This window comes from Thiococcus pfennigii (assembly GCF_016583835.1).
Classification (GTDB): Bacteria; Pseudomonadota; Gammaproteobacteria; order Chromatiales; family Chromatiaceae; genus Thiococcus; species Thiococcus pfennigii.
In genome coordinates this window covers 39208-60350 of sequence record NZ_NRRW01000016.1, presented here as the reverse complement: position 1 = coordinate 60350, position 21143 = coordinate 39208, and the positions used below count along the sequence as shown (strand labels likewise).

Here is a 21143-nt window from a genome sequence, read left to right as displayed (position 1 = left end):
AGGTGCCCGCGCGGGTCAGGGATGCCAGGCATCCTGGCCGGCCGAGATTTCAGTCATGGTCAAGGCGGTGGAGGCCGGGGTGCGGGTGACGGATCGGCGCGAAACCCAGCGCCAGCGTGGGCGCGGTCGAGCAGCAACGCTGGCGCGCTCGGGAGGACTGGCATTCAGCGCTGCTCCCCCACGAGCTGGACCCGACCCTCTCCGTCGACGGACTCGAGGCGGACCGGGAAGCCCCATAGCCGTCGCACATGACGCAGCATCTCGTCGACATTCTCGGCGAGCGGACGGCGATTGTAGCGGGTATGGCGCAGCGTGAGCGAGCGATCGCCCCAGCGATCGACATTGAAGACCTGGATGTTGGGCTCGCGGCTGCCGAGGTTGTACTGATCGGCCAGCGCCTGGCGCAGCGCCCGGTAGCCGCCCTCGTCGTGGATCGCCGAGACCGCGAGCGTCTCCTCGCGGTCGTCGTCGGCGACGGCGAACAGGCGCAGGTCGCGCATGACCCGCGGCGAGAGGAACTGGGCGATGAAGCTCTCGTCCTTGAAGTTGCGCATCGCGAAGTCGAGCACCGCGAGCCAGTCGCCGCCGGCGATGTCGGGGAACCAGGCGCGGTCCTCGGCCGTCGGCTCCTCGCAGATGCGGCGGATGTCGCGCATCATCGCGAAGCCGAGCGCGTAGGGATTGATGCCGCTGTAGTAGGGGGCGTCGAACGGCGGCTGGAAGACGACGCCGGTGTGGGATTGCAGCACCTCCATCATGAACCCGTCGCTGACGAAGCCCTCGTCGTAGAGGTGATTGAGGAGCGTGTAGTGCCAGAAGGTCGCCCAGCCCTCGTTCATGACCTGGGTCTGGCGCTGCGGATAGAAGTACTGGCTGATCTTGCGCACGATGCGCAGGATCTCGCGCTGCCAGGGCTCGAGCAGCGGGGCGTTCTTCTCCAGGAAGTAGAGGATGTTCTCCTGCGGCTCCTCGGGCCAGCGTGCCTCCTGCTCGCCGTTGCCGTCCGCGTCGATGCGCGGGATGGTCCGCCACAGGTCGTTGATCTGGAGTTGCAGATAGGCCTCGCGCTCGCGCTGTCGGCGTTGCTCCTCGGCCATCGACAGCGGCGCCGGGCGCTTGTAGCGGTCGACGCCGTGGTTCATCAGCGCGTGACAGGAATCGAGCAGCAGCTCGACCTCCTCCTGCCCGTAGCGCTCCTCGCAGCGGGCGATGTAGTTCCGGGCGAAGACCAGGTAGTCGACGATCGCATCGGCGCTGGTCCAGGTGCGGAAGAGATAGTTGCCCTTGAAGAAGCTGTTGTGGCCGTAGCAGGCGTGGGCGATCACGAGCGCCTGCATCGGCAGCGTGTTCTCCTCCATCAGGTAGGCGATGCAAGGGTCGGAATTGATGACGATCTCGTAGGCGAGCCCCATCTGGCCACGCCGATAGGTCTGCTCGGTGGCGACGAATTGCTTGCCGAACGACCAGTGGTGGTAGCTGATCGGCAGGCCGACCGACGAGTAGGCGTCGATCATCTGCTCGGAGGCGATGACCTCGATCTGATTGGCGTAGGTGTCCAGCCGGTAGTGGTCGTGGGCGAGCCGGGCCAGCTCCCGGTCGAAACGCTCCAGGAGCGGGAAGGTCCACTCGGAGGACTCGGAAATGACGTTGCGCATCAGACCTCCTGCCTCTTGAACAGCTCGCGGAAGACCGGGTAGATGTCCTCGCCGCCGCCGATCTCCTGCATCGCGAAGTTGCGGTGCGCGGCCCGCACGTCCTGGTAGGCGTACCAGAGGCTCTGGTGCTGGCGCGGGGTGATCTCGACGTAGGCGTAGTAGCGCATCAGCGGCATCAGCCGGGAGACCAGGATGTCGCGGCAGATGGCCGAGTCCGAGTCCCAGTTGTCGCCGTCGGAGGCCTGCGCGGCGTAGATGTTCCAGTCCTGGCTGTCGTAGCGCTCGGTGAGGATCTCGTGGGCCAGGTTGAGCGCGCTGGAGACGACGGTGCCGCCGGTCTCGCGCGAGTAGAAGAACTCCTGCTCGTCGACCTCCTGGGCGATCGTGTGGTGGCGGATGAAGACCAGGTCGATGTGGTCGTAATTGCGCTGCAAGAACAGGTAGAGCAGGATGAAAAAGCGCTTGGCCAGGCTCTTGCGCACCTGGTCCATCGAGCCCGACACGTCCATGATGCAGAGCATGACGGCCTTGCTGGTCGGCTCGGGGCGCTTGACGAAGCTCTGGTAGCGCAGGTCGTAGGTGTCGATGAAAGGCAGGGCCGCGAGGCGCGTCTTGAGCCGATCGATCTCCTCGCGCAGCGCCAGCACCCGCGCGTCCGTCTCGTCCGCGCCGGCGGCGAGCAGGGCCTCGAGTTCGGCCTCGGCCTCGCGCAGGCGCCCACGATGGGGCGCGCCGAGGGCCGTGCGCCGGGCGATCGCACCCTTCAACGAGCGCACCACGTCGATGTTGGTCGGCGCCCCGTCGGTCGCGTAGCCGGCGCGCGCGTACTTGAACTCGTTCGTGCCGATCAGCTGGTTGCGCACTAGGTTGGGCAGCGCGAGGTCCTCGAAGAGGAGATCGAGAAACTCGTCGCGCGAGAGCTCGAAGACGAAGTCGTCCTCGCCCTTGCCGCCGCGCCCGGCGCGGCCCTGGCCGCTCCCGCTGCCGCCGCCTTCCGGGGGCCGCTGGATGCGGTCGCCGCTCAGGAAGTCCTTGTTGCCCGGGTGCACCGTCTCGCGCGTGCCGCCCGGCCCATGGTGGAAGACCGGCTCGCCGATGTCCTTCGACGGGATGCCGACCCTCTCGCCATTGGCCACGTCCGTGATGCTGCGGCGGTTGACGGCGTCTGTCACGGCCCGCTTGAGCTGGGATTTGTAGCGCTGCAGAAAGCGCTGGCGGTTGACGGCGCTCTTGTTCTTGCCGTTCAGCCGCCGGTCGATGAAGTGCGACATAGGCTCGGAATCCCACTACTACATGAATGTGCCGACGCGGGCGCCGCGCCCCAGGGCCGCGGGCACGCCGACGGGGCGGCCCGCGGCCGCCGCCGGGCGCGCCGGTCTCAGTGCGACTTGCGCACCCGCAGATACCACTCCGACAGCAGCCGGACCTGCTTGGCCGTGTAGCCCTTGCCGGTCATCCGCTCGACGAACTGGTCGTGCTTCTTCTGCTCGTCGACCGAGGCCTTGGTGTTGAAGGAGATCACCGGCAGCAGGTCCTCGGTGTTCGAGAACATCTTCTTCTCGATGACCACGCGCAGCTTCTCGTAGCTCGTCCACCTCGGATTGGCCCCGCCGTTGTTGGCCCGGGCGCGCAGCACGAAGTTGACGATCTCGTTGCGGAAGTCCTTCGGGTTGGAGATCCCGGCGGGCTTCTCGATCTTCTCCAACTCCTCGTTCAGGGCGCCGCGGTCCATCATCTCGCCGGTGTCGGGGTCGCGGTACTCCTGGTCCTGGATCCAGTAGTCGGCGTAGGTCACGTAACGGTCGAAGATGTTCTGGCCGTACTCCGCGTAGGACTCCAGGTAGGCCGTCTGGAGCTCCTTGCCGATGAACTCGGCGTAGCGCGGCGCGAGGAACTGCTTCAGGTAGCCCAGATAGCGCTCCTGGATCTCGGGCGGCAACTGCTCGCGGGCGATCTGCTTCTCCAAGACGTAGAGCAGGTGCACCGGGTTGGCCGCGACCTCGGTGTGGTCGAAGTTGAAGACCTGGGAGAGGATCTTGAACGCGAAGCGCGTCGAGATGCCCGTCATCCCCTCGTCGACGCCGGCATAGTCGCGGTACTCCTGGATCGACTTGGCCTTGGGGTCGGTGTCCTTCAGATTCTCGCCGTTGTAGATCCGCATCTTCGAATAGGCGCTGGAGTTCTCCGGCTCCTTCAGGCGCGTGAGGACCGAGAACTGGGCCATCATCTCCAGCGTCCCCGGCGCGCACGGGGAGGCCGCGAGCGAGCTGTTGCGCAGCAGCTTCTCGTAGATCTGCACCTCCTCGTCGACGCGCAGGCAGTAGGGCACCTTGACGATGTAGACGCGATCGAGGAAGGCCTCGTTGTTCTTGTTGTTGCGGAACGACTGCCACTCCGACTCGTTGCTGTGCGCCAGGATGATGCCCTGGAACGGCAGCGCCGAGAGCCCCTCGGTGCCGTTGTAGTTGCCCTCCTGGGTCGCCGTCAGCAGCGGATGCAGCACCTTGATCGGTGCCTTGAACATCTCGACGAACTCCATCAGGCCCTGGTTGGCGCGGCACAGGGCGCCCGAGTAGCTGTAGGCGTCGGCGTCGTGCTGGGCGAAGCGCTCGAGCTGGCGGATGTCGACCTTGCCGACCAGCGAGGAGATGTCCTGGTTGTTCTCGTCGCCCGGCTCGGTCTTCGCGATCGCGATCTGCTCGAGGATCGAGGGGTAGAGCTTCACGACCCGGAAGCGGGTGATGTCGCCGTTGTACTCCTGGAGGCGCTTGACCGCCCAGGGCGACATGATGGTGCGCAGGTAGCGCCGCGGAATCCCGTAGTCGTCCTCGAGGATCGCCCCGTCCTCCTCGGGCGAGAAGAGCCCGAGCGGCGACTCGAAGACCGGCGAGTCCTCGATCGCGTAGAAGGGGACCTCCTGCATCAGCTCCTTGAGCTTCTCGGCGAGCGAGGACTTGCCGCCGCCGACCGGGCCGAGCAGGTAGAGGATCTGCTTCTTCTCCTCCAGGCCCTGGGCGGCATGCTTGAGATAGGCGACCAGGTGCTCGATCGGCTCCTCCATGCCGTAGAACTCGGAGAAGGCCGGATAGCGCCGCAGGACCTTGTTCTGGAAGATCCGGCTCAGGCGCGGATCGTTGCGCGTATCGACCAGCTCGGGTTCACCGATGGCCCGCAGCAGACGCTCGGCCGGCCCGGCGTAGGCCACCGGATCCGACTTGCAGAGCTCCAGATACTCGCCGAGGCTCATGACCTCGTGGCGAGACGCTTCGTAGCGGGCCTGATAGCGTTCGAAGATCGACATTTGAACATACCTCACACGGAGTCGGTATTGGCTCGCGGCCAGCCTCGGCGTGGCCAACCAAAATTCTGGGCGTCGGTTCTCGGCGGTTGCGGGCGCGGTCCCCGGCCTAATTCGGGCAATCTTCGGGCCAGCTAGGCCCCGAACCCGATCCATCGCGGGCTCACGACGCCCTGGACGTGGTCATAGACGGGGCACCACCGAGCCCGACGCCGCACCAAAAGGGTGCGTCACTCGATCGCCATTGCCGCGAGGCGATCCGGCCTGTTGGGAGAGTTGTTGGGCACCTGTGCGAAATTTGCAACGGCCAGATGGCGTTGCGTCGGCAATGTGACCCTGATTACAACTTGGCGACACCCCACCCGCGGGGGGCGGCGGCCCGACCCGGCGCCCCAGTGCACGACATCCCAACGGGAGCGGCGTGGTGATTAGATCGGGGCGGGAGGCGCCATGTTCCACCGCCCACCCGTTCGTCGTCGTCCCCGATCTCCGTCCCCGATCTCGTAAGAATAGCCGGGCAGATGCGACCAGACGGGCACCACCGTCCTCTGTGATGAGACCGCGGATTCGGCGGAAAGATCGGGGCGGGGAGGGCCTTCAGCGTTTACAGCCTTCAGCTATCAGCCACCAGCCTTCAGCCTTCAGCCTTCAGCTGGTGGCTGGCGGCTCGCGGCTCGCGGCTGGTTGCTGACAGCTGGTGGCTGACAGCTGGTGGCTGACAGCTGGTGGCTGACAGCTGGTGGCTGGTGGCTGACGGCTGGCGGCTGGCGGCTGGCGGCTGACGCCTCAGGCGCGTTGCGCGAGGGCGCGCCCGATCAGGGCCGCGGTCGAGGCGTCGTGGCGGGCCTGGAGCTTGCCGTCGACGAGTTCCTCGAAGATGACGCCGGCGAGTTGCTTGCCGAGCTCCACGCCCCATTGGTCGAACGAATTGACCCCCCAGATGACGCCCTGGACGAAGATCTTGTGCTCGTAGAGGGCGATCAGGGCGCCGAGCGTGCGCGGGGTGACCCGCTCGACGAGGATGGTCGTCGTCGGGCGGTTGCCATCGAACTGGCGGTGCGGGGCCAGGGCCTCGGCCTGGGCCGGATCCACCCCGGCGGCGAGCATCTCGGTGCGGGCCTCCTCGCGGGTGCGCCCGCGCATCAGGGCCTCGGTCTGGGCGAAGCAGTTGGCGAGCAGCTTCAGGTGATGGTCGCCGAGCGCGTGATGGCTCGCCAGCGGCACGATGAAGTCGGCCGGGATCAGCTGGGTGCCCTGGTGGATGAGCTGGTAGAAGGCATGCTGGCCGTCGGTGCCGGGCTCGCCCCAGACCACGGGGCCGGTCGGATAGGTGACCGTCACGCCCTCGCGGGTCACGTGCTTGCCGTTGCTCTCCATGTCGCCCTGCTGGAAGTAGGCCGGGAAGTACTTCAGGTACTGGTCGTAGGGCAGCAGGGCATGGCTCGCCGCCCCCCCGAAATCCGTGTACCAGACCCCGATCAGCCCGAGCAGGGCGGGCAGGTTCTCGCCGAGCTCGGCGCGGCGGAAGTGCTCGTCCATCGCGTGCGCCCCTTCGAGCAGCTCGACGAAGCGCTCGAAGCCGATCGCCAGCGCGATGGGTAGGCCGATCGCCGACCAGAGCGAATAGCGCCCGCCGACCCAGTCCCAGAAGACCAGCATGTTGGCGGTGTCGATGCCGAAGGCGGCGACGGCCTCGGCGTTCGTCGAGACGGCGAGGAAGTGGTGGGCGACCGCTGCCTCCTCACCGAAGGCGTCGAGGAGCCAGCGGCGCGCCGTGTGGGCGTTGGTCATCGTCTCCTGGGTCGTGAAGGTCTTGGAGGCGACGATGAAGAGGGTCCGGGCCGGGTCCAGCCCCTTGAGGGTCTCGGCGATGTGGCTGGCGTCGACGTTCGAGACGAAGTGCACGCGCAGCCCCGCGCGGTGATACGGGGTGAGGGCCTCGCAGACCATCTTCGGCCCGAGGTTCGAACCGCCGATGCCGATGTTGACGACGTCGCAGATCGACTCGCCGTTATAGCCCCGCCACTGCCCGGAATGGATGCGCGCGACCAGGTCGGCCATCTGCCCCAGGACCGCGTTGACCTGCGGCATCACATCCTCGCCATCGACCAGGATGGCGCGATTGGCGCGGTTGCGCAGCGCCACGTGCAGCACGGCCCGCTGCTCGGTGTTGTTGATCCGCTCGCCGGCGAACATGCGCTGGATCCAGCCCCGCAGGTCGACGGCGCCGGCCAGCGCCAGCAGCAGGTCGAGGGTCTCGCCGGTCAGGCGGTGCTTGGAATAGTCGACGTAGAGGCCGGCCACCTCGCCGGTCAACCGACGGGCGCGCTGCGGGTCTTCGGCGAAGAGGTCGCGCATGTGGACCCCCTGCATCCGCTCCCAGTGCCGCGCCAGGGCCTGCCATTCGGGGGTCTGATTGACGAGGGACATAGCTCTGATACTCCTCGGGATGTGACGCCCCGGACCGCGCCCGCGCGGAGGCAGGGGCCTGGTTGACGGATGAATCGGGTGGCCGGGACCGCGCCTGGGTCGGCAGCCTCAGCCATCGAGGCCGTTGCGCCAGTCTTGGTCGTCGCGATCGAAGAGGCGCGCGGCCTCGCGCGGCCCCCAACTGCCGGCCGGATAGGTATGGATGAAATCCCGCTCGCTCGCCCAACGGCGGATCACCGGGTCGACGATCCGCCAGGCCCAGTGCACCTCGTCGGCGCGCAGAAACAGCGAATGGTCGCCGCTGATGACGTCGAGGAGCAGGGCCTCGTAGGCATTGATCTGATCCGCCGCACCGAGGCAGGTGCTCGCATCCAGCCGCTCGGTGCGCGTGCGCATCTCCAGGCCCGGCTGCTTGGTCTGCAGTTCGATGCGCAGGCACTCGCGCGGCTGGATGTTGATGAGCAGCCAGTTGGGCTCGAGCCGCTCGATCGCGGTCGCCCGAAAGAGCTGCTGGGGCGGGTGCTTGAAGCGGATCGCGACCAGCGAGTTGGTCTCGCGCAGGCGCTTGCCGGTGCGCAGGTAGAAGGGCACGTTGCGCCAACGCCAGTTGTCGATGTAGAGCTTCAGGGCGGCGTAGGTCTCGGTGACGCTGTCTTGGGCGACGCCCGGCTCGTCGAGATAGCCGCCGACCTTGGCGCCCTCGCCCTCGCCGGCGCGATACTGGGCACGCACCGCATGGGCCGGGACGGCCTGGCGGGCGATCGGGCGGATCGAGCGCAGGACCTTGACCTTCTCGTCGCGCAGGGCCTCGGCGTCGCAGCTCGGCGGCGGCTCCATCGCGACCAGCGTCAACAACTGGAGCAGGTGGCTCTGGACCATGTCGCGCAGGGCGCCGACCTCGTCGTAATAGCCGGCCCGCTCGTCGATGCCGCCGGTCTCGGCGTGGAGGATCTGGATGTGGTCGATGTGATGGCGGTTCCAGAGCGGCTCGAGCATCAGGTTGGCGAAGCGGAAGACCAGCACGTTCTGGACCGTGCTCTTGCCGAGGTAGTGATCGATGCGAAAGATCTGCTCCTCGCGGAAGGACCGACGCAGCCGTTCGTCGAGGACCTGGGCGCTCTCCAGATCGAAGCCGAACGGCTTCTCGACGACCAGCCGCGACCAACCCGCGGCCTCCTCCGCCAAGCCCTGGGCCGCGAGTCGATCGGCGACCGTGCCGTAGTGGTTCGGCGGGATCGCGAGGTAGAAGAGCCGGTTGGCCGGCAGCGCACCATCGTGCAGCCGCCCGGCCAGGGCCGCGTAGGCGTCGTCCTCTTCGAGGTCGCCCGACTGGAAACGCAACCGCTCGGCGAGCCGCGCGAGGACCTCGGCGTCGAGCGAGCCGCCGAGCCGCCCCTCGAGGCCGCGGCGGACCTCGCCCCGCCAATCCTCATCCGACCAAGGGCGGCGGCCGATGCCGAGGATGCGCGTCGCCGCCGCCAGATGCCCGCCGGCCTCCAGGCGGTAGAGGGCCGGCAGCAGCTTGTTGCGCGCCAGATTGCCGGTCGCGCCGAAGATCACCAGTACGGCAGGCTCGGTCATGCAAGCGCCCCATTTGATGGAGATTTGTGCTAACGTTTCGCCCTTCGCGCCCGCCGGCGCGTCGCATCGATCGGCGACGGGCGGGACACCCCACACCCGGAACCCCGCGGCTCGTCATGGAGCAGTCCGTTATCTCATCGCCCCCCGACCGAGCGGGGCTGCGCATCCTGATCGCGAGCAGCGAGGTGCACCCGCTGGTCAAGACCGGGGGACTGGCCGACGTCGCCGCCAGCCTGCCCGCGGCGCTGCGCGAACTCGGCCATGACGTGCGGCTGATTATCCCAGCCTACCCGCGGGCGGTAAAACAGCTCGCCACGCTCGAGCCGGTCGCCACGCTGCGCCCGCCGGGCGCCCGCGCGACCGTGCAGCTGCTCGCGGGGCGCCATCCCGACCACGCGGTGCCCCTCTACCTCGTCGACGCCCCCGAGTACTTCGGCCGCGAGGGCAACCCCTACATCGACGTCAGCGGCCGCGATTGGGGCGACAACCCGGAGCGCTTCCTGCTGTTCTGTCAGGTCATCGCCCAGATCGGCCTCGGCGTGCCGGCCCTCGACTGGCGGCCCGAGATCATCCACGGCAACGACTGGCAGACCGGCCTCACCCCGGCCCTGCTGCACGACAGACCCGAGCGCCCGGCGCTGGTCTTCACGATCCACAACCTCGCCTATCAGGGGGTGTTCGATCGCGCCACCTTCGAGCGGCTGCGGCTGCCACCGGCGCTCTGGTCGCTGACCGGGCTGGAATTCCACCAGCGCATGTCCTTCATCAAGGGCGGCATCGTCTTCTCCGATCGGGTCAACACCGTCAGCCCGACCTATGCCGAGGAGGTCAAGACGCCGCGTTTCGGCTGCGGCCTCGACGGCCTGCTGCGCCAGCTCGGGACGCGCTTCCAGGGCATCCTCAACGGCATCGACTACCGGACCTGGGACCCGGCAGCGGACCCGCTCATCCCGCAGCGCTACGGACCCGAGACCCTGGAACTCAAGGCCCCGAACAAGCGCGCCCTCCAACTGGAGTTCGGGCTGCCGCAGACCCCCCGCGCGATCGTCTTCGGCTACATCGGCCGGCTCGTCGAGCAGAAGGGGGTCGACCTGATCCTCGCGGTGCTGCCGCGGCTGCTGGCCCACCCGGACGTGCAACTGGTGATGCAGGGCAGCGGCGACGCCCAGATCGAGCAGGCGATGCTCGAGGCCTCGCGCGCCCACCCCGACCAGATCGGCGTGCACATCGGCTACGACGAGGATCGCGCCCACCGCATCGAGGCCGGCTGCGACGCCTTCCTGATGCCGTCGCGCTTCGAACCCTGCGGCCTCAACCAGATGTACAGCCTGCGCTACGGCACCGTGCCCATCGTGCACCGCACCGGCGGGCTCGCCGACACGGTCGTCAACGCGACCCCGGAGCGCCTCGCCGAGGGCACGGCCACCGGGCTCTTGTTCGATCACTCCAACGCCGACAGCCTCTGGCACGCACTCCGCTACGGCCTGCGCCTCTATCGCGACCACCCGGATCAGTGGCGCTCGCTGATGCAGGCCGGGATGCGCCAGGACCTGAGCTGGGAGCAGAGCGCCCGGCGCTACGTCGCCCTCTACGAGGGGGCGTTGGCCGAGCGGCGCGACATCAGCAGCGTCGCCTGAGCGGCGCGACCGCCGAGGGCGCCGATCCGCGCGGGCGGGAGGCCTCAGGCCGCCTGGGCCGGGATCGCGTCGCCGGTGCGCAAGACCCGATTCTGCTCGTCGAGATAGACCAGGCTCGGCTTGAAGACCGCCGCCTGCTCCTCGCTCATCCCCGCATAGGCGCAGATGATGACCCGATCGCCCGGGGCCGCCTTGTGCGCCGCCGCCCCATTGACCGAGATCACCCGCGAGCCGGCCGTGGCGCGGATCGCGTAGGTCGTGAAGCGCTCGCCGTTGGTCACGTTGTAGATCTGGATCTGCTCGTACTCGCGGATCCCCGCCAAGCCCAGCAGCTCCTCGTCGATCGCGCACGAGCCCTCGTAGGAGAGCTCGGCGTGGGTCACGCAGGCCCGATGGAGCTTGCACTTCAGCAATGTCAGTTGCATCGCCAACTACCTCCGAATCAGTGCCGGGACCGCCCGGCCAGAAAGTAAAAGGGTCAATTATTGCAGAAAAGGGGGACGGTCGCCGCAGAAAAATGATGCGCCGCACAAAAGGGCCTCGCCCCGGTCGCGCCCGACCGCGATGGGGTGAGTCAGTCCAGTCGATCGCGCGAGCCGCCGCGGCGCACCCGCAGGTTGTCGATCAGCCGGGTCGTGCCGAGGAAGACCGCCGCGAGCACGACGAGGTCCCGGTCGGCCGGCTCCGGACGACCCAGATCGCCCGCCCGGCGGACCGCGAAGTAGTCCGGACGCAGCCCGGCCGCGTCGAGCCCCGCCCGCCCGGAGCGCTCGACCTCGGCGACGGCCTCGCCCGCGCGCAGTGCCGCGCCGGCGCGTTCCAGCGCATGATACAGCGCCGGCGCCAGACCCCGCTCGGACGGTGTCAGATAGCCGTTGCGCGAGCTCATCGCCAGGCCGTCGGGCTCGCGCACGGTCGGCACCCCGACGATCTCGATCGGCAGGCCCAGGTCCTCGACCATGCGCCCGATTACGAGGAGCTGCTGGAAGTCCTTCTCGCCGAAGTAGGCCAGGTCGGGCTGCACGATGTTGAAGAGTTTGCAGACGACGGTCGCGACCCCGGTGAAGTGCCCGGGCCGGCTCGCGCCGCAGAGGATCCCGGAGAGGCCCGGCACCTCGACGCGCGTCTGCTCGGCGAGGCCGCGCGGATAGATGGCCGCGGCGCTCGGCGTGAACAGGACATCGACCCCGGCCGCCGCGAGGCGCTCGCGATCCTCCTCCGGGGTGCGCGGATAGGTCGCCAGATCCTCGCGCGGCCCGAACTGGAGCGGGTTGACGAAGATGCTGACGACCAGCCGCACCCCGTCGGCGCGGGCCGCGCGCACCAGGGTCAGATGGCCGTCATGGAGGTTGCCCATCGTCGGGACGAAGGCGATACGCTGCCCACCCCCCCGCCAGGCGCGCACCTGCTGGCGCAGCGCGGCGATCTCCTCGATGACCCGCAGGCTCGCGCTCATAGTGGGCTGTGCTCCGCGGCCGGGAAGGCCCGCGACTTGACGGCCTGGACATAGGCGGCGAGCGCGTCGCCGACGCTCGCGTGGCCCGGCAGGAAGTTGCGGCTGAAGCTCGGCGAGCGGCCCGGATAGAGGCCGAGCATGTCGTAGAGGACCAGCACCTGACCATCGGTCTCGGCGCCGGCGCCGATGCCGATGACCGGGATCTCGAGCATCAGGCTGATCTCCTGCGCCAGGGCCGCCGGCACGCATTCGAGGACCAGCAGTCCGGCCCCGGCCGCCTGCAGCGCCAGCGCGTCGTGGCGGATCGCATCGGCCCCGGCGTGGTCGCGGCCTTGGTAGCGGTAGCCGCCGAGGCGGTGGATCGACTGCGGCAGCAGGCCGAGGTGACCGCAGACCGGCACGCCCTGGGCCGTGAGTTGGCGCACCGTATCCAGGATCGCCGCGCCACCCTCGAGCTTGACCATCTGGGCGCCGCCCTCCTGCATCAGCCGCCCGGCGGCGGCGAGGGCGCGCTCCGGGGTCGCCGCGGTCAGAAACGGCATGTCGGCGACGAGCAGCGCGCGCGCGCGGCCGCGGGCGACGCAGGCGGTGTGGTAGACCATCTGCTCGATCGTCACCGGCACGGTCGTGTCCTGACCCTGCACGACCATGCCGAGGCTGTCGCCGACGAGCAGGACCTCGACCCCGGCATGCTCGAGGAGCTGGGCGAAGCTCGCGTCGTAGCAGGTGAGACAGGCGATCGGTTCGCGCCGCGCCTTCATCGCGGCGAGGGTCGAAATGGTGATTGGGGCCGGAGCTTTGGCCATGATCGGGTCCTCGTGCGAGAACGGACTCAACAACAGGATAGGGGCGAGGCCGGGCGCACGCCAAGGGTCGCCGGCGCGTCGGCGAGGCGCGCCACGCCCTGCATCGGGCAGGCGCGCAGCAGTTCGCCGAGCACCCCTTGGCCGGGCACGGGCAGGTCGAGCGGGGCGATGTCGGCGAGCGGCACCAGGACGAAGGCGCGATGGCGGATCTGCGGATGCGGCAGGACCAGGCCCGGGACGACGGTCTCGAGCCGACCGTAGAGCAGGATGTCGAGGTCCAGGGTCCGCGGCCCCCAGCGCGCGCCATCGCGGCGCCGCCCGTGACGCCGCTCGATCCCCTGGAGCGCGGCGAGCAGGTCGGCCGGGGAACGCCGGCTCTCCAACGCGACGACGGCGTTGACGTAATCCGGCTGACCGGACGGCCCGACCGGGGCGCTCGCGTAGAGTGCGGAGCAGGCGAGCAGGCGAGCGCCGTCGAGCGCCGCCAGCTCGCCGATCCCCTGCTCGACCTGGGCCCGCGGATCGGCGAGGTTGCTGCCGAGGCCGATGTAGACGACGGCCACGGCCTCAACCCCCGCCGTCGTCCGGGGCGGCGGCCGGGCGCTTGCGCCGCCGGCGCCGCGGCCGACGCCGCTTGGCGCCGCCCTCGAGCATCTGCGCCCGTTCCTCGCCGTCGGCCTGCTGGAAGCGGGTCCACCAGGCGGCGAGCTGCGGGTCGGCCTCGCCGGCCTCGGCGCGCAGGAGAAGGAAGTCGTAGGCGGCGCGGAAGCGCGGATGGCTCAGCAGCCGGTAGGGCCGCTTGCCGTCGCACTGCTCGAGACGCGGCTGGAGCGACCAGATCTCGCGCATCGGCAACCCGAAGCGCTTCGGGATCGACACCAACGGCTGCTGGGTCGCGCAGACCTCGCCCGAGGCGAGGTACATCGCCTCGGTGGCGCCCATGCCCTCCTCGTCCACCAGGGCCTGGAAACGCCGGCGCACCGGCTCCCAGAGGAGGATCGCGAACAGGAAGGCCGGCGTGACCGGCTTGCCCTCCTGGATGCGCCGGTCGGTATTCTCCAGACCACGGGCGACGAAGGTCAGCGGGAAGGCCTGCTCCTCCCGCGCGAGCGCCGCCTCGGTGGCCGGGAACAGATACTCGAACAGGCCGTAGTAGCGGAGCTTCTCGAAGGCCGACAGGCCGGTGCCGGCGAGGAACAGCTTGATGAGTTCGTCGAACAGGCGCGCCGCCGGGATGTCGCGCAGCAGGCCGGCCAGCTCGAAGAGGGGGCGCTCGCAGGCGGGATCGACCCGAAAACCGAGCTTGCAGGCGAAGCGCACGGCCCGCAGCATGCGCACCGGGTCCTCGCGGTAGCGGCGCTCGGGGTCGTCGCCGATCAGCCGCAGGTTGCCGGCGCGCAGGTCCGCGAGACCACCGGCATAGTCGATCAGCGAGAAGTCGGCGATGTTGTAATAGAGGGCGTTGATCGTGAAGTCGCGCCGCAGGGCATCCTCCTCGATCGTCCCGTAGGCGTTATCGCGCACGATCCGCCCGTTCTCCAGGCAGCGATCGCCGTCGACGTCGTCCTCGAGGGCGCCGCCGCGGAAGGTCGCGACCTCGACGATCTCCCGGCCGAAGTGCACATGGGCGAGCCGGAAGCGTCGCCCGATCAGGCGGCAGTTGCGGAACACCTCGCGCACCTGTTCGGGGCGTGCGTCGGTGGCGACGTCGAAGTCCTTCGGCTCGTGCCCGAGCAGCAGGTCGCGCACCCCGCCCCCGACGAGATGGGCCTGAAAGCCCGCCTGCTTCAGGCGGTAGAGGACCTTCAGTGCGTTTTCGCTGATGTTGGCCCGCGAGACCTGGTGATCCGGTCGCGGCACGATCAGCGGGGCGAGGGCGGTGGTTGGAATGGGGTTGGTGTTGTCTTGGTCCGGCATGGCGTATCGCGTGGGCTCCTGTGCCGGCTCGATCTCGCGGGTGTCGTGGCCTTCCCGGTGGCGCAGGAGAGAACCCGAACCGGGCCGCCGTAGACGAAATGGCGGCTTGTGGAATGCCGGCGTCTCAGTATAATACCCGCTTTCACGATTGTATTCTGCTCCCTTCGTCTAGCGGTTAGGACGCCGGCCTCTCACGTCGGTAACAGGGGTTCGAACCCCCTAGGGAGCGCCAACCGCGAAGGGCCGCGCACCGCAGGTGCGCGGCCCTTTTTCGTGTCTGCGCCACCCCCTGGCCTCTTTGCGGGGCACCGCTCGCCCTACCCGTCGTTGCCGCCGAGGGCCGATGGCCTTACCATCGGGCTTCGGGGCACCGGCGTGCGTCACCCGCCGCCGGCAGCCGATCGAGACCCCACCGACCCCCATCGTCCCCGCACCCGCATCGGCCCAGCCTCCATCGTGTCCGTCGCCACTGCCAAGGCCTTCCGCCAGCAGGTCCTGAAGCCTGCCGACGGGGTCTTTCTGTTCCATGCTCGGGCCATCGAGCGGCTGATCGAGGAACAACTGGGGACCCGCCTGCTCGGCGTCTCAGTGCCGGATCTGCCCTACTACCTGATGCCGCGGACCGATTTCCTGCTCGGCCTCGAGACCGAGAACGCCGAGGCCCTGTCGGTCATCGAAGGCCTTCAGCTGCCGAACCACGTCATCCTGCTGCCGAGCCCACCGCGGCTGGGGTTGGAGGCACGCAACCTGCACCGCCTGCGGCTCGACTACTGGGGGCGCACCTTCGAGGCCGAGGTCGCCCGCGCCTGGCAGGACCACCGCGACGCCGCCGGCGGTGGCGACGACTACGGGGCCGCGGCCCTGACGCGGTTGATCGGGCCTCACGCCTTCGCCGAGGTGCGCGACGTCCTGGAGCGCGACGGCATCGCCCTGCCGATCTGGGACGACGATCTGATCTGCCGCACCTTCGCCGCCCTGGTCGTGCGGCTGCGCTACTTCGCCCCTGCGGCCCGCGGCTTCTTCTTCCCGGCGATTCGCGTCTGGGGCGAGATCGACGAGTGGCTCGCCGCCAGCGGCCTGGACCTGCCCGAGCCGGGTGGACGGCAGCCGGAGCTGCTCGCGCGCAGCCGCCCCGGCGACGTCGAGCTACCGGCCGAGCCCCCGGTCCTGCCGATCGGGCTGCCGTTCGCCGACTCCGACCCCGACCTGGCCCACCTCGGCCAGGTCGTCGACCAGCGTTCGGGCGACCAACCGAGTCGAACGCCGGCCGCGGCGACCCCGCCGGCCAGCGCGGCGGCCCGACCCGGCGCCGCGCTCGACAGCGAGCTGGCGGAACGCTGCCTCGCCGCGATACGCGCCGGCTCCCTGTTGCGCCGCCGGCCGGGGCCGGCGCGGCGCATCGGCGCGCAGCTGCGCGCCGTCGGTCGGCGCCTGCTCGGCCGCGTCCTGCTGCTGCCGGGCTTCGAGGACACCCGCAACGGCCAGGGCGGTCGGACCGCCCGCTGGCGCGACCTGGGCCTCGCCGCCCTCGAGGGGCAGATCGCCCGCGCCCAGCGCGCTGAGCTCGACGGCCACTGCGCGCGCGCCCTGCGCGCCCTCGGCGACGCCCGCCGCCTCGTGCAGCGCCTGTACCGCTCGACGGGCCCCATCCCAGGCGCCGTCGAGCGCCTCATCGCCGCGCGCGAGGCGGATGCCGAACGGCAGCTGGCGATCCTGCTCGCGGCCAAGTGGAGGCTGGCCCCGGCGACCACCGACGAACTCCAGGCGCTGATCGCGCACCTCGCCGAGGACGACCGGCACTACTCGGGTTCGGCCACGGCGCGCACCTTGCTTCACCACCTCGAACAGGTCCTCACCGAGCGGCGCAGCAACTACTACCGGCTGCGACTGGGCCACTGGCTGAGGAATCCGCTGCGCCACCGCCTGCGCCAGGCGCTGCCGTTCCAGCCGCTGCTCAAGTCGCTGCGGGCCTTGGATGCGGCGCGCCAACAGCTAGAGGACCTGCCCTGGCCGATCGCCGAGCTGGAGCGCGCCCGCACCGCCCTCGCGACATTGAATGCGCGCGTGACCAACCGCCTCGATGCCCAGATCACGCCGCGCCTGGAGTTCGCGATGCGCGAGGCCGACTTCGTCGCGCGCGACCACCGCGAGCGTATCGCGGTGCAGAAGATGCGCCTGGAACTGCTCGACGTCATCAAACACCGCCGCCACCTGAAGTTCACCGATGTGCGCGACATCGTCGCGCGCAACGTGCTGCGCCTGCCCGACCCGACGCTCGGCGAGATCCTGCGCGGCGACCGCCTGGCGCGCTTCGACCGGGCCGCGGCCCGCGCCCTACCCGGCGTCTACCGCCCGGGCGAGCTCTATATCAAGGGCCTACAGCAGCTCGGCGCCCCCCTGTTCGGCACCGACGACGGGCGCGCCGTCGTGCGCCACCTGCTGCTGCCGTTCGGCGGCGCCTTCCTGGTCCTGAAGACGCTCGACCTCGTGGCCCACCTGATCCCGTCCGGGTCGCAGCCGCCGCCGCTGGCGACGCCCGTGGTCGTGTTGCTGGCGGGCACCCTGGTGAACCTCGCCGTGCACACCGGCCTCGGCCGACACCTGGCGGTGTCGCTGTGGCAGGGGGTCGGGACCCTGCTGCGCTTCCTCTTCTACGACGGCGTCCGGCAGTTGCTGCGCTGGGGACCGGTCGCACGACTGATGAAGACCCCGGCGATGCGCGCGCTGTGGCGCAACCTCGTGCACCCGATGCTGATCGGCACGCTGCCGCTGATCCCGATCATCGCGCTCGCCGTGCTCGTCGAGGAGGTACCGATCCAGCCCGGCCTGTGGCTCGCCGGCCTGGCCTTCGCCCTCGGCACCCTGGCGCGCAACACCCCGGCCGGGCGGCGCTTCCTCGACAACCTCTCGACCAACACCGTCCTCTATCTGCGACGCCTCAATCAGGCCCTGCTGATCGGCCTGATCCAGCGGCTGCTGTACTTCTTCAAGGAGACGATGCGCCGCTTCGCCCAGTGGCTGAACCGGGTCGACGAGGCCCTGATCCACCATCGGGGCGAGCGCCTCGACAGCCTGCTGCTGAAGGCCGTCCTGGCCCCGGCATGGCGCCTCGCCGAGGCCGTCATCCAGTTCTACGTGACCGTGCTGGTCGAGCCGCAGGTCAACCCGGTCAAGCACTTTCCGATCGTGACGATCGGCCACAAGATCCTGCTGCCGTTCCTGCCGGCGATCACGACGGCCTTCATCGACGTCAGCGACCAGGTGCTACCGAAGGTCGTCGGGTACCCGCTCGTCACCCTGACCATCGCCCTGCTGCCCGGGCTGTTCGGGTTCCTCGTCTGGGAGTTCAAGGAGAACTGGCGGCTCTATCAGGCCAACCATGTGCGGCGCCGCGCGCCGCCGGCGGCCGACGACACGGGCGAGGACATCGGCGTGGAGCCGGCCATCGTCGGCTCCCACGGCGAAACGATGAACGCGCTGATGATGCGCGGCTTCCACAGCGGCACGGTGCCGAAGGGGTTCGACCGGCTGCGCCAGGTCATCCGCGAGGAGATCGACGAGCAGACCTGGTACCCGCGACGCCTGAGCCGCGCCCAGCGGCGCCTCGAGGACGTGCGCTACGCCATCTGCGTCTTCTTCGAGCGCGAGCTGACCTTCGCGCTGCGCGAGCACTGCCGCGACCCGGACTGCGCGCTCCAGTACGTCGAGACGGGCCGACCGCGCATCGCGACCAATCTCGTCGAACTCCAGGCCGATCTCTACGTCGGTACGGGGCCGGGGCGCATCAGCCGGCACGCGCTCGGGCGTTCACTCGCCCGCCTCGACCGGATCACCCTCTGCGTGCGCCTCTTCTGCCGCGGCGCCCGCATCCAGATCGAGGCCGATGTGCACGGCACCTCCCGCCACCTGCGCCTGTACTGCTGGTCGCTGGTGCGCGACGACCTGCGCCTGTTCGCCGGGCGCGCCGGGGCCGACCCGTGCGGGATCGACCTGCCCCTGCCGGCGGCCGAGTCACAGGTGCAGCCGGCGCAGTTCGGGCGGCGTGTCGGCCTGCTCCCAGAGACGGTCGAATTCGGCGCGCAGCGGTCGCACGGTCGCCGGGTTCGCGAAGTCGACGAGCCAGGGTGACGGGGCCGCGCGGCGACGCAGACAGTAGCCATCGTCGTCGACGAGCAGATAGGCGTCGCACGACTCGGCGAACTCGCCGGGCACGCCGGCGATCTGCACCGCCGAGGTCAACCGCCGGGCGAGTTCGACCAGCCGGGGGCTGCGGCGCACAGCCGCCTCGACGTCGACCAGCAGGATCCGCACCGGCCGATGCCCGGCGCGTGCGAGCGCGAGCCGGCGCAACGCCTCGAGGAAGGCCGGCTGGTCGTAGAGGGCCGGCTCCAGGTCCGGGGTCAGCAGGGTCAGCTCACGGCGGGCCTGCGCGGCCATCGCGGCGACGGCCCGCGCGGCGGCCCCGACCGTCGCGCAACGCACCGTCCCGGCGTCCTCGCCGAGCACGCAGTCAACGAAGTCCGGCTCCGGGGTCGACGCGTCGAGGTCAGCCACCTGTAGTCCTCCCATCCAAGTTTTCGGGTTGACGGCCGCCTCCGGGTGGGCGATGGTGACGACGACCCTCCGGGGCTCACCGGCACGGACGAGCCTGCCGGGGCCGGACCGCTTGACCTGAGCCAGTATAGCCAATGCCGACCGAGCGACAGGACTTCCCCCTCCCGCCGCTGCCACGCACGAACACCGGCGCGGCGCGGCGCATCGGCGTCGAGATCGAGCTGGGCGGGCTCGAGCTGGAGGCCGTCGTGGCCGTCGTCGCCGACTTCTTCGGCGGCCGCATCGCCGAGCACGGGCGCTACGAACGGGCCATCCTCGGGGATCAGGCAGGGCCTTGGCAGGTCGAGATCGACTTCGCATGGCTCAAGGAACTCGGGCGGCGCGAGCGCGACGCCGGCGACGCCCTCGCCGGGCTCGAAGAGGCCGGCGAGGATCTGGTGCGCGCCGCGAGCGCCTGGATGGTGCCGGTCGAGGTCGTCAGCCCGCCGCTGCCACTCGCGCGCCTCGCCGAGATCGACGCGCTCATCGCGCGCCTGCGCGCCGCCGGCGCCCAGGGCACCGGCGGCAGCCTGATCAACGCCTTCGGGCTCCAGATCAACCCCGAGGTGCCGGCCACCGACGCCACCACGCTGCGCCGCTACCTGCAGGCCTTCCTGTGCCTCTTCGACTGGCTCCAGGGGCGCGCGCAGGTCGATCTCGCACGGCGCCTGACGGCCTTCGTCGCCCCGTTCCCGAAGGCCTACGTCCGCCTCGTCGTCGACCCCGATTATCGGCCCGACCTGGCCGGCCTCATCGACGACTACCTGGCCGCCAACCCGACCCGCAACCGCGCGCTGGACCTGCTGCCGTTGTTCCTGCACCTGGATCCCGAACGGGTCCGGCGGGTCGTCGACGACCCACGCGTGACCGCCCGACCGACGCTGCATTATCGACTGCCGAACAGCGAGGTCGATCGCCCGGGCTGGGGGGTCAGGCCGGTCTGGGAGGACTGGCTCCAGATCGAACACCTGGTCGCCGAGCCCGAGCGCCTCGCCACGCTCTGCCGGGCCTATGCCGACTTCCTCGATCGACCCCTGAGCGGACTCATCGAGGACTGGACCACCGAGAGCCGCGCGTGGCTGAAGGCACCGGACGACCTCTGATCGCCGTCACCGGCCCGCGCCGCGGCGGGCGGGCGCCACGGCTCTTCGTCGCGCTGGCGCTACGCCTGGCCGGGGCCCGGCCGCTGCAGGTCGGCCCCGGGCGCGACGCCGGGCGGGGCGGGATGCGTGGGCTGATCGTCACCGGGGGCCACGACGTGGAGCCTGTCCTCTATGCCGAGGCGCCGCAGGTGACGGGCCGCTACGACAAGGAGCGCGACGCCTTCGAGTCCTTCATGATCGACGAGGCCCTGGCCCGCGGTCTGCCGATCCTCGGGATCTGCCGCGGCGCCCAATTGCTCAATGTCCGCCTGGGCGGCAACCTGTTCCAGGAACTGCGTTCACGCCGCCGCCGCACGTCCAATCAGCGCACGGTCCTCCCGCTGAAGACCCTCCTGGTCGCGGAGGGTACCCAACTGCACCGCCTGCTCGGGTGCGAACGGCTGCGCATCAACAGCCTGCACAACCAGGGCATCGACCGCCTCGGTCCAGGGCTCGCGGTCTCGGGGCGCGACCTCGACGGAATCGTCCAGGCGATCGAGGCACCGGGGGAGGACTACTGCATCGGGGTGCAGTGGCATCCGGAGTTTCTGCTCTACAGCCGCCGTCAACGCCGGCTCTTCGGGGGGCTGGTCGCCGCGGCACGACGCCACGGCGGAGATTGACGGAC

The 21143-nt window shown here is 69.8% G+C and carries 15 protein-coding genes and 1 tRNA gene; 5 read left to right on the top strand and 11 right to left on the bottom strand.

The window, feature by feature from the left end; genetic code table 11:
* Nucleotides 1-164: 164 nt before the first annotated feature.
* From CKO41_RS07760 to zwf, 5 genes are all read right to left on the bottom strand, one after another.
* Nucleotides 165-1655: a SpoVR family protein gene (locus tag CKO41_RS07760; RefSeq protein ID WP_200381740.1), complete on the bottom strand. Its 1491-nt coding sequence runs from the start codon at nt 1653-1655 to the stop codon at nt 165-167.
* Entirely contained in the window at nt 1655-2926 is a 1272-nt protein-coding gene (locus CKO41_RS07755) for a YeaH/YhbH family protein (RefSeq protein WP_200381739.1), read from the bottom strand. Before CKO41_RS07755 ends, CKO41_RS07760 begins: the two co-directional genes overlap by 1 nt.
* A gap of 107 nt (nt 2927-3033) precedes the next feature.
* Nucleotides 3034-4956, bottom strand: a complete 1923-nt coding sequence (locus CKO41_RS07750; protein WP_200251825.1) for a PrkA family serine protein kinase — start codon at nt 4954-4956, stop codon at nt 3034-3036.
* A 783-nt stretch (nt 4957-5739) separates the two neighbouring features.
* A complete protein-coding gene (gene pgi, locus CKO41_RS07745) occupies nt 5740-7383 on the bottom strand; it encodes a glucose-6-phosphate isomerase (RefSeq protein ID WP_200381738.1) in 1644 nt (547 codons plus the stop codon).
* Between the two features lie 108 nt (nt 7384-7491).
* Nucleotides 7492-8964, bottom strand: coding sequence for a glucose-6-phosphate dehydrogenase (gene zwf / locus CKO41_RS07740; protein WP_200253900.1), 1473 nt, complete (start codon nt 8962-8964; stop codon nt 7492-7494).
* Between the two features lie 116 nt (nt 8965-9080).
* Between zwf and glgA the strand changes: the two genes are divergently transcribed.
* Nucleotides 9081-10601, top strand: a complete 1521-nt coding sequence (glgA, locus tag CKO41_RS07735; protein ID WP_200381737.1) for a glycogen synthase GlgA — start codon at nt 9081-9083, stop codon at nt 10599-10601.
* A gap of 44 nt (nt 10602-10645) precedes the next feature.
* On the opposite strand, the gene panD is transcribed toward glgA, so the two are convergent.
* The 5 genes from panD to pcnB form a co-directional block, all read right to left on the bottom strand.
* Complete coding sequence (gene panD / locus CKO41_RS07730) at nt 10646-11026, bottom strand: aspartate 1-decarboxylase (protein ID WP_200253896.1); 381 nt, start codon at nt 11024-11026, stop codon at nt 10646-10648.
* 149 nt (nt 11027-11175) lie between these two features.
* The gene (gene panC / locus CKO41_RS07725) at nt 11176-12057 is read right to left on the bottom strand and encodes a pantoate--beta-alanine ligase (protein ID WP_242464078.1); all 882 of its coding nucleotides are present in this window, start codon (nt 12055-12057) and stop codon (nt 11176-11178) included.
* The gene (gene panB, locus CKO41_RS07720) at nt 12054-12863 is read right to left on the bottom strand and encodes a 3-methyl-2-oxobutanoate hydroxymethyltransferase (RefSeq protein WP_200381736.1); all 810 of its coding nucleotides are present in this window, start codon (nt 12861-12863) and stop codon (nt 12054-12056) included. Before panB ends, panC begins: the two co-directional genes overlap by 4 nt.
* A gap of 26 nt (nt 12864-12889) precedes the next feature.
* The gene (gene folK, locus CKO41_RS07715) at nt 12890-13426 is read right to left on the bottom strand and encodes a 2-amino-4-hydroxy-6-hydroxymethyldihydropteridine diphosphokinase (protein WP_200381735.1); all 537 of its coding nucleotides are present in this window, start codon (nt 13424-13426) and stop codon (nt 12890-12892) included.
* 4 nt (nt 13427-13430) lie between these two features.
* Nucleotides 13431-14780, bottom strand: a complete 1350-nt coding sequence (gene pcnB, locus CKO41_RS07710) for a polynucleotide adenylyltransferase PcnB (protein WP_200381734.1) — start codon at nt 14778-14780, stop codon at nt 13431-13433.
* Between the two features lie 157 nt (nt 14781-14937).
* Here pcnB and CKO41_RS07705 point away from each other — a divergent pair.
* Both CKO41_RS07705 and CKO41_RS07700 read left to right on the top strand, forming a co-directional pair.
* Nucleotides 14938-15012 (top strand) — tRNA-Glu (locus tag CKO41_RS07705).
* Nucleotides 15013-15236: 224 nt separating this feature from the next.
* Nucleotides 15237-18908: a sulfite exporter TauE/SafE family protein gene (locus CKO41_RS07700; protein WP_200381733.1), complete on the top strand. Its 3672-nt coding sequence runs from the start codon at nt 15237-15239 to the stop codon at nt 18906-18908.
* Here the strand turns inward: CKO41_RS07700 and CKO41_RS07695 are convergent.
* Complete coding sequence (locus tag CKO41_RS07695; RefSeq protein ID WP_200381732.1) at nt 18792-19334, bottom strand: DUF7931 domain-containing protein; 543 nt, start codon at nt 19332-19334, stop codon at nt 18792-18794. The two genes, CKO41_RS07700 and CKO41_RS07695, sit on opposite strands and share 117 nt — an antisense overlap.
* Before the next feature lie 134 nt (nt 19335-19468).
* Here CKO41_RS07695 and CKO41_RS07690 point away from each other — a divergent pair, with 134 nt between their 5' ends.
* Together CKO41_RS07690 and CKO41_RS07685 are read left to right on the top strand one after the other, a co-directional pair.
* The gene (locus CKO41_RS07690; protein ID WP_200381731.1) at nt 19469-20476 is read left to right on the top strand and encodes an amidoligase family protein; all 1008 of its coding nucleotides are present in this window, start codon (nt 19469-19471) and stop codon (nt 20474-20476) included.
* Nucleotides 20449-21138: a gamma-glutamyl-gamma-aminobutyrate hydrolase family protein gene (locus CKO41_RS07685; protein ID WP_200381730.1), complete on the top strand. Its 690-nt coding sequence runs from the start codon at nt 20449-20451 to the stop codon at nt 21136-21138. The genes CKO41_RS07690 and CKO41_RS07685 overlap by 28 nt, the downstream gene beginning before the upstream one ends.
* The last annotated feature ends 5 nt before the right edge of the window (nt 21139-21143 follow it).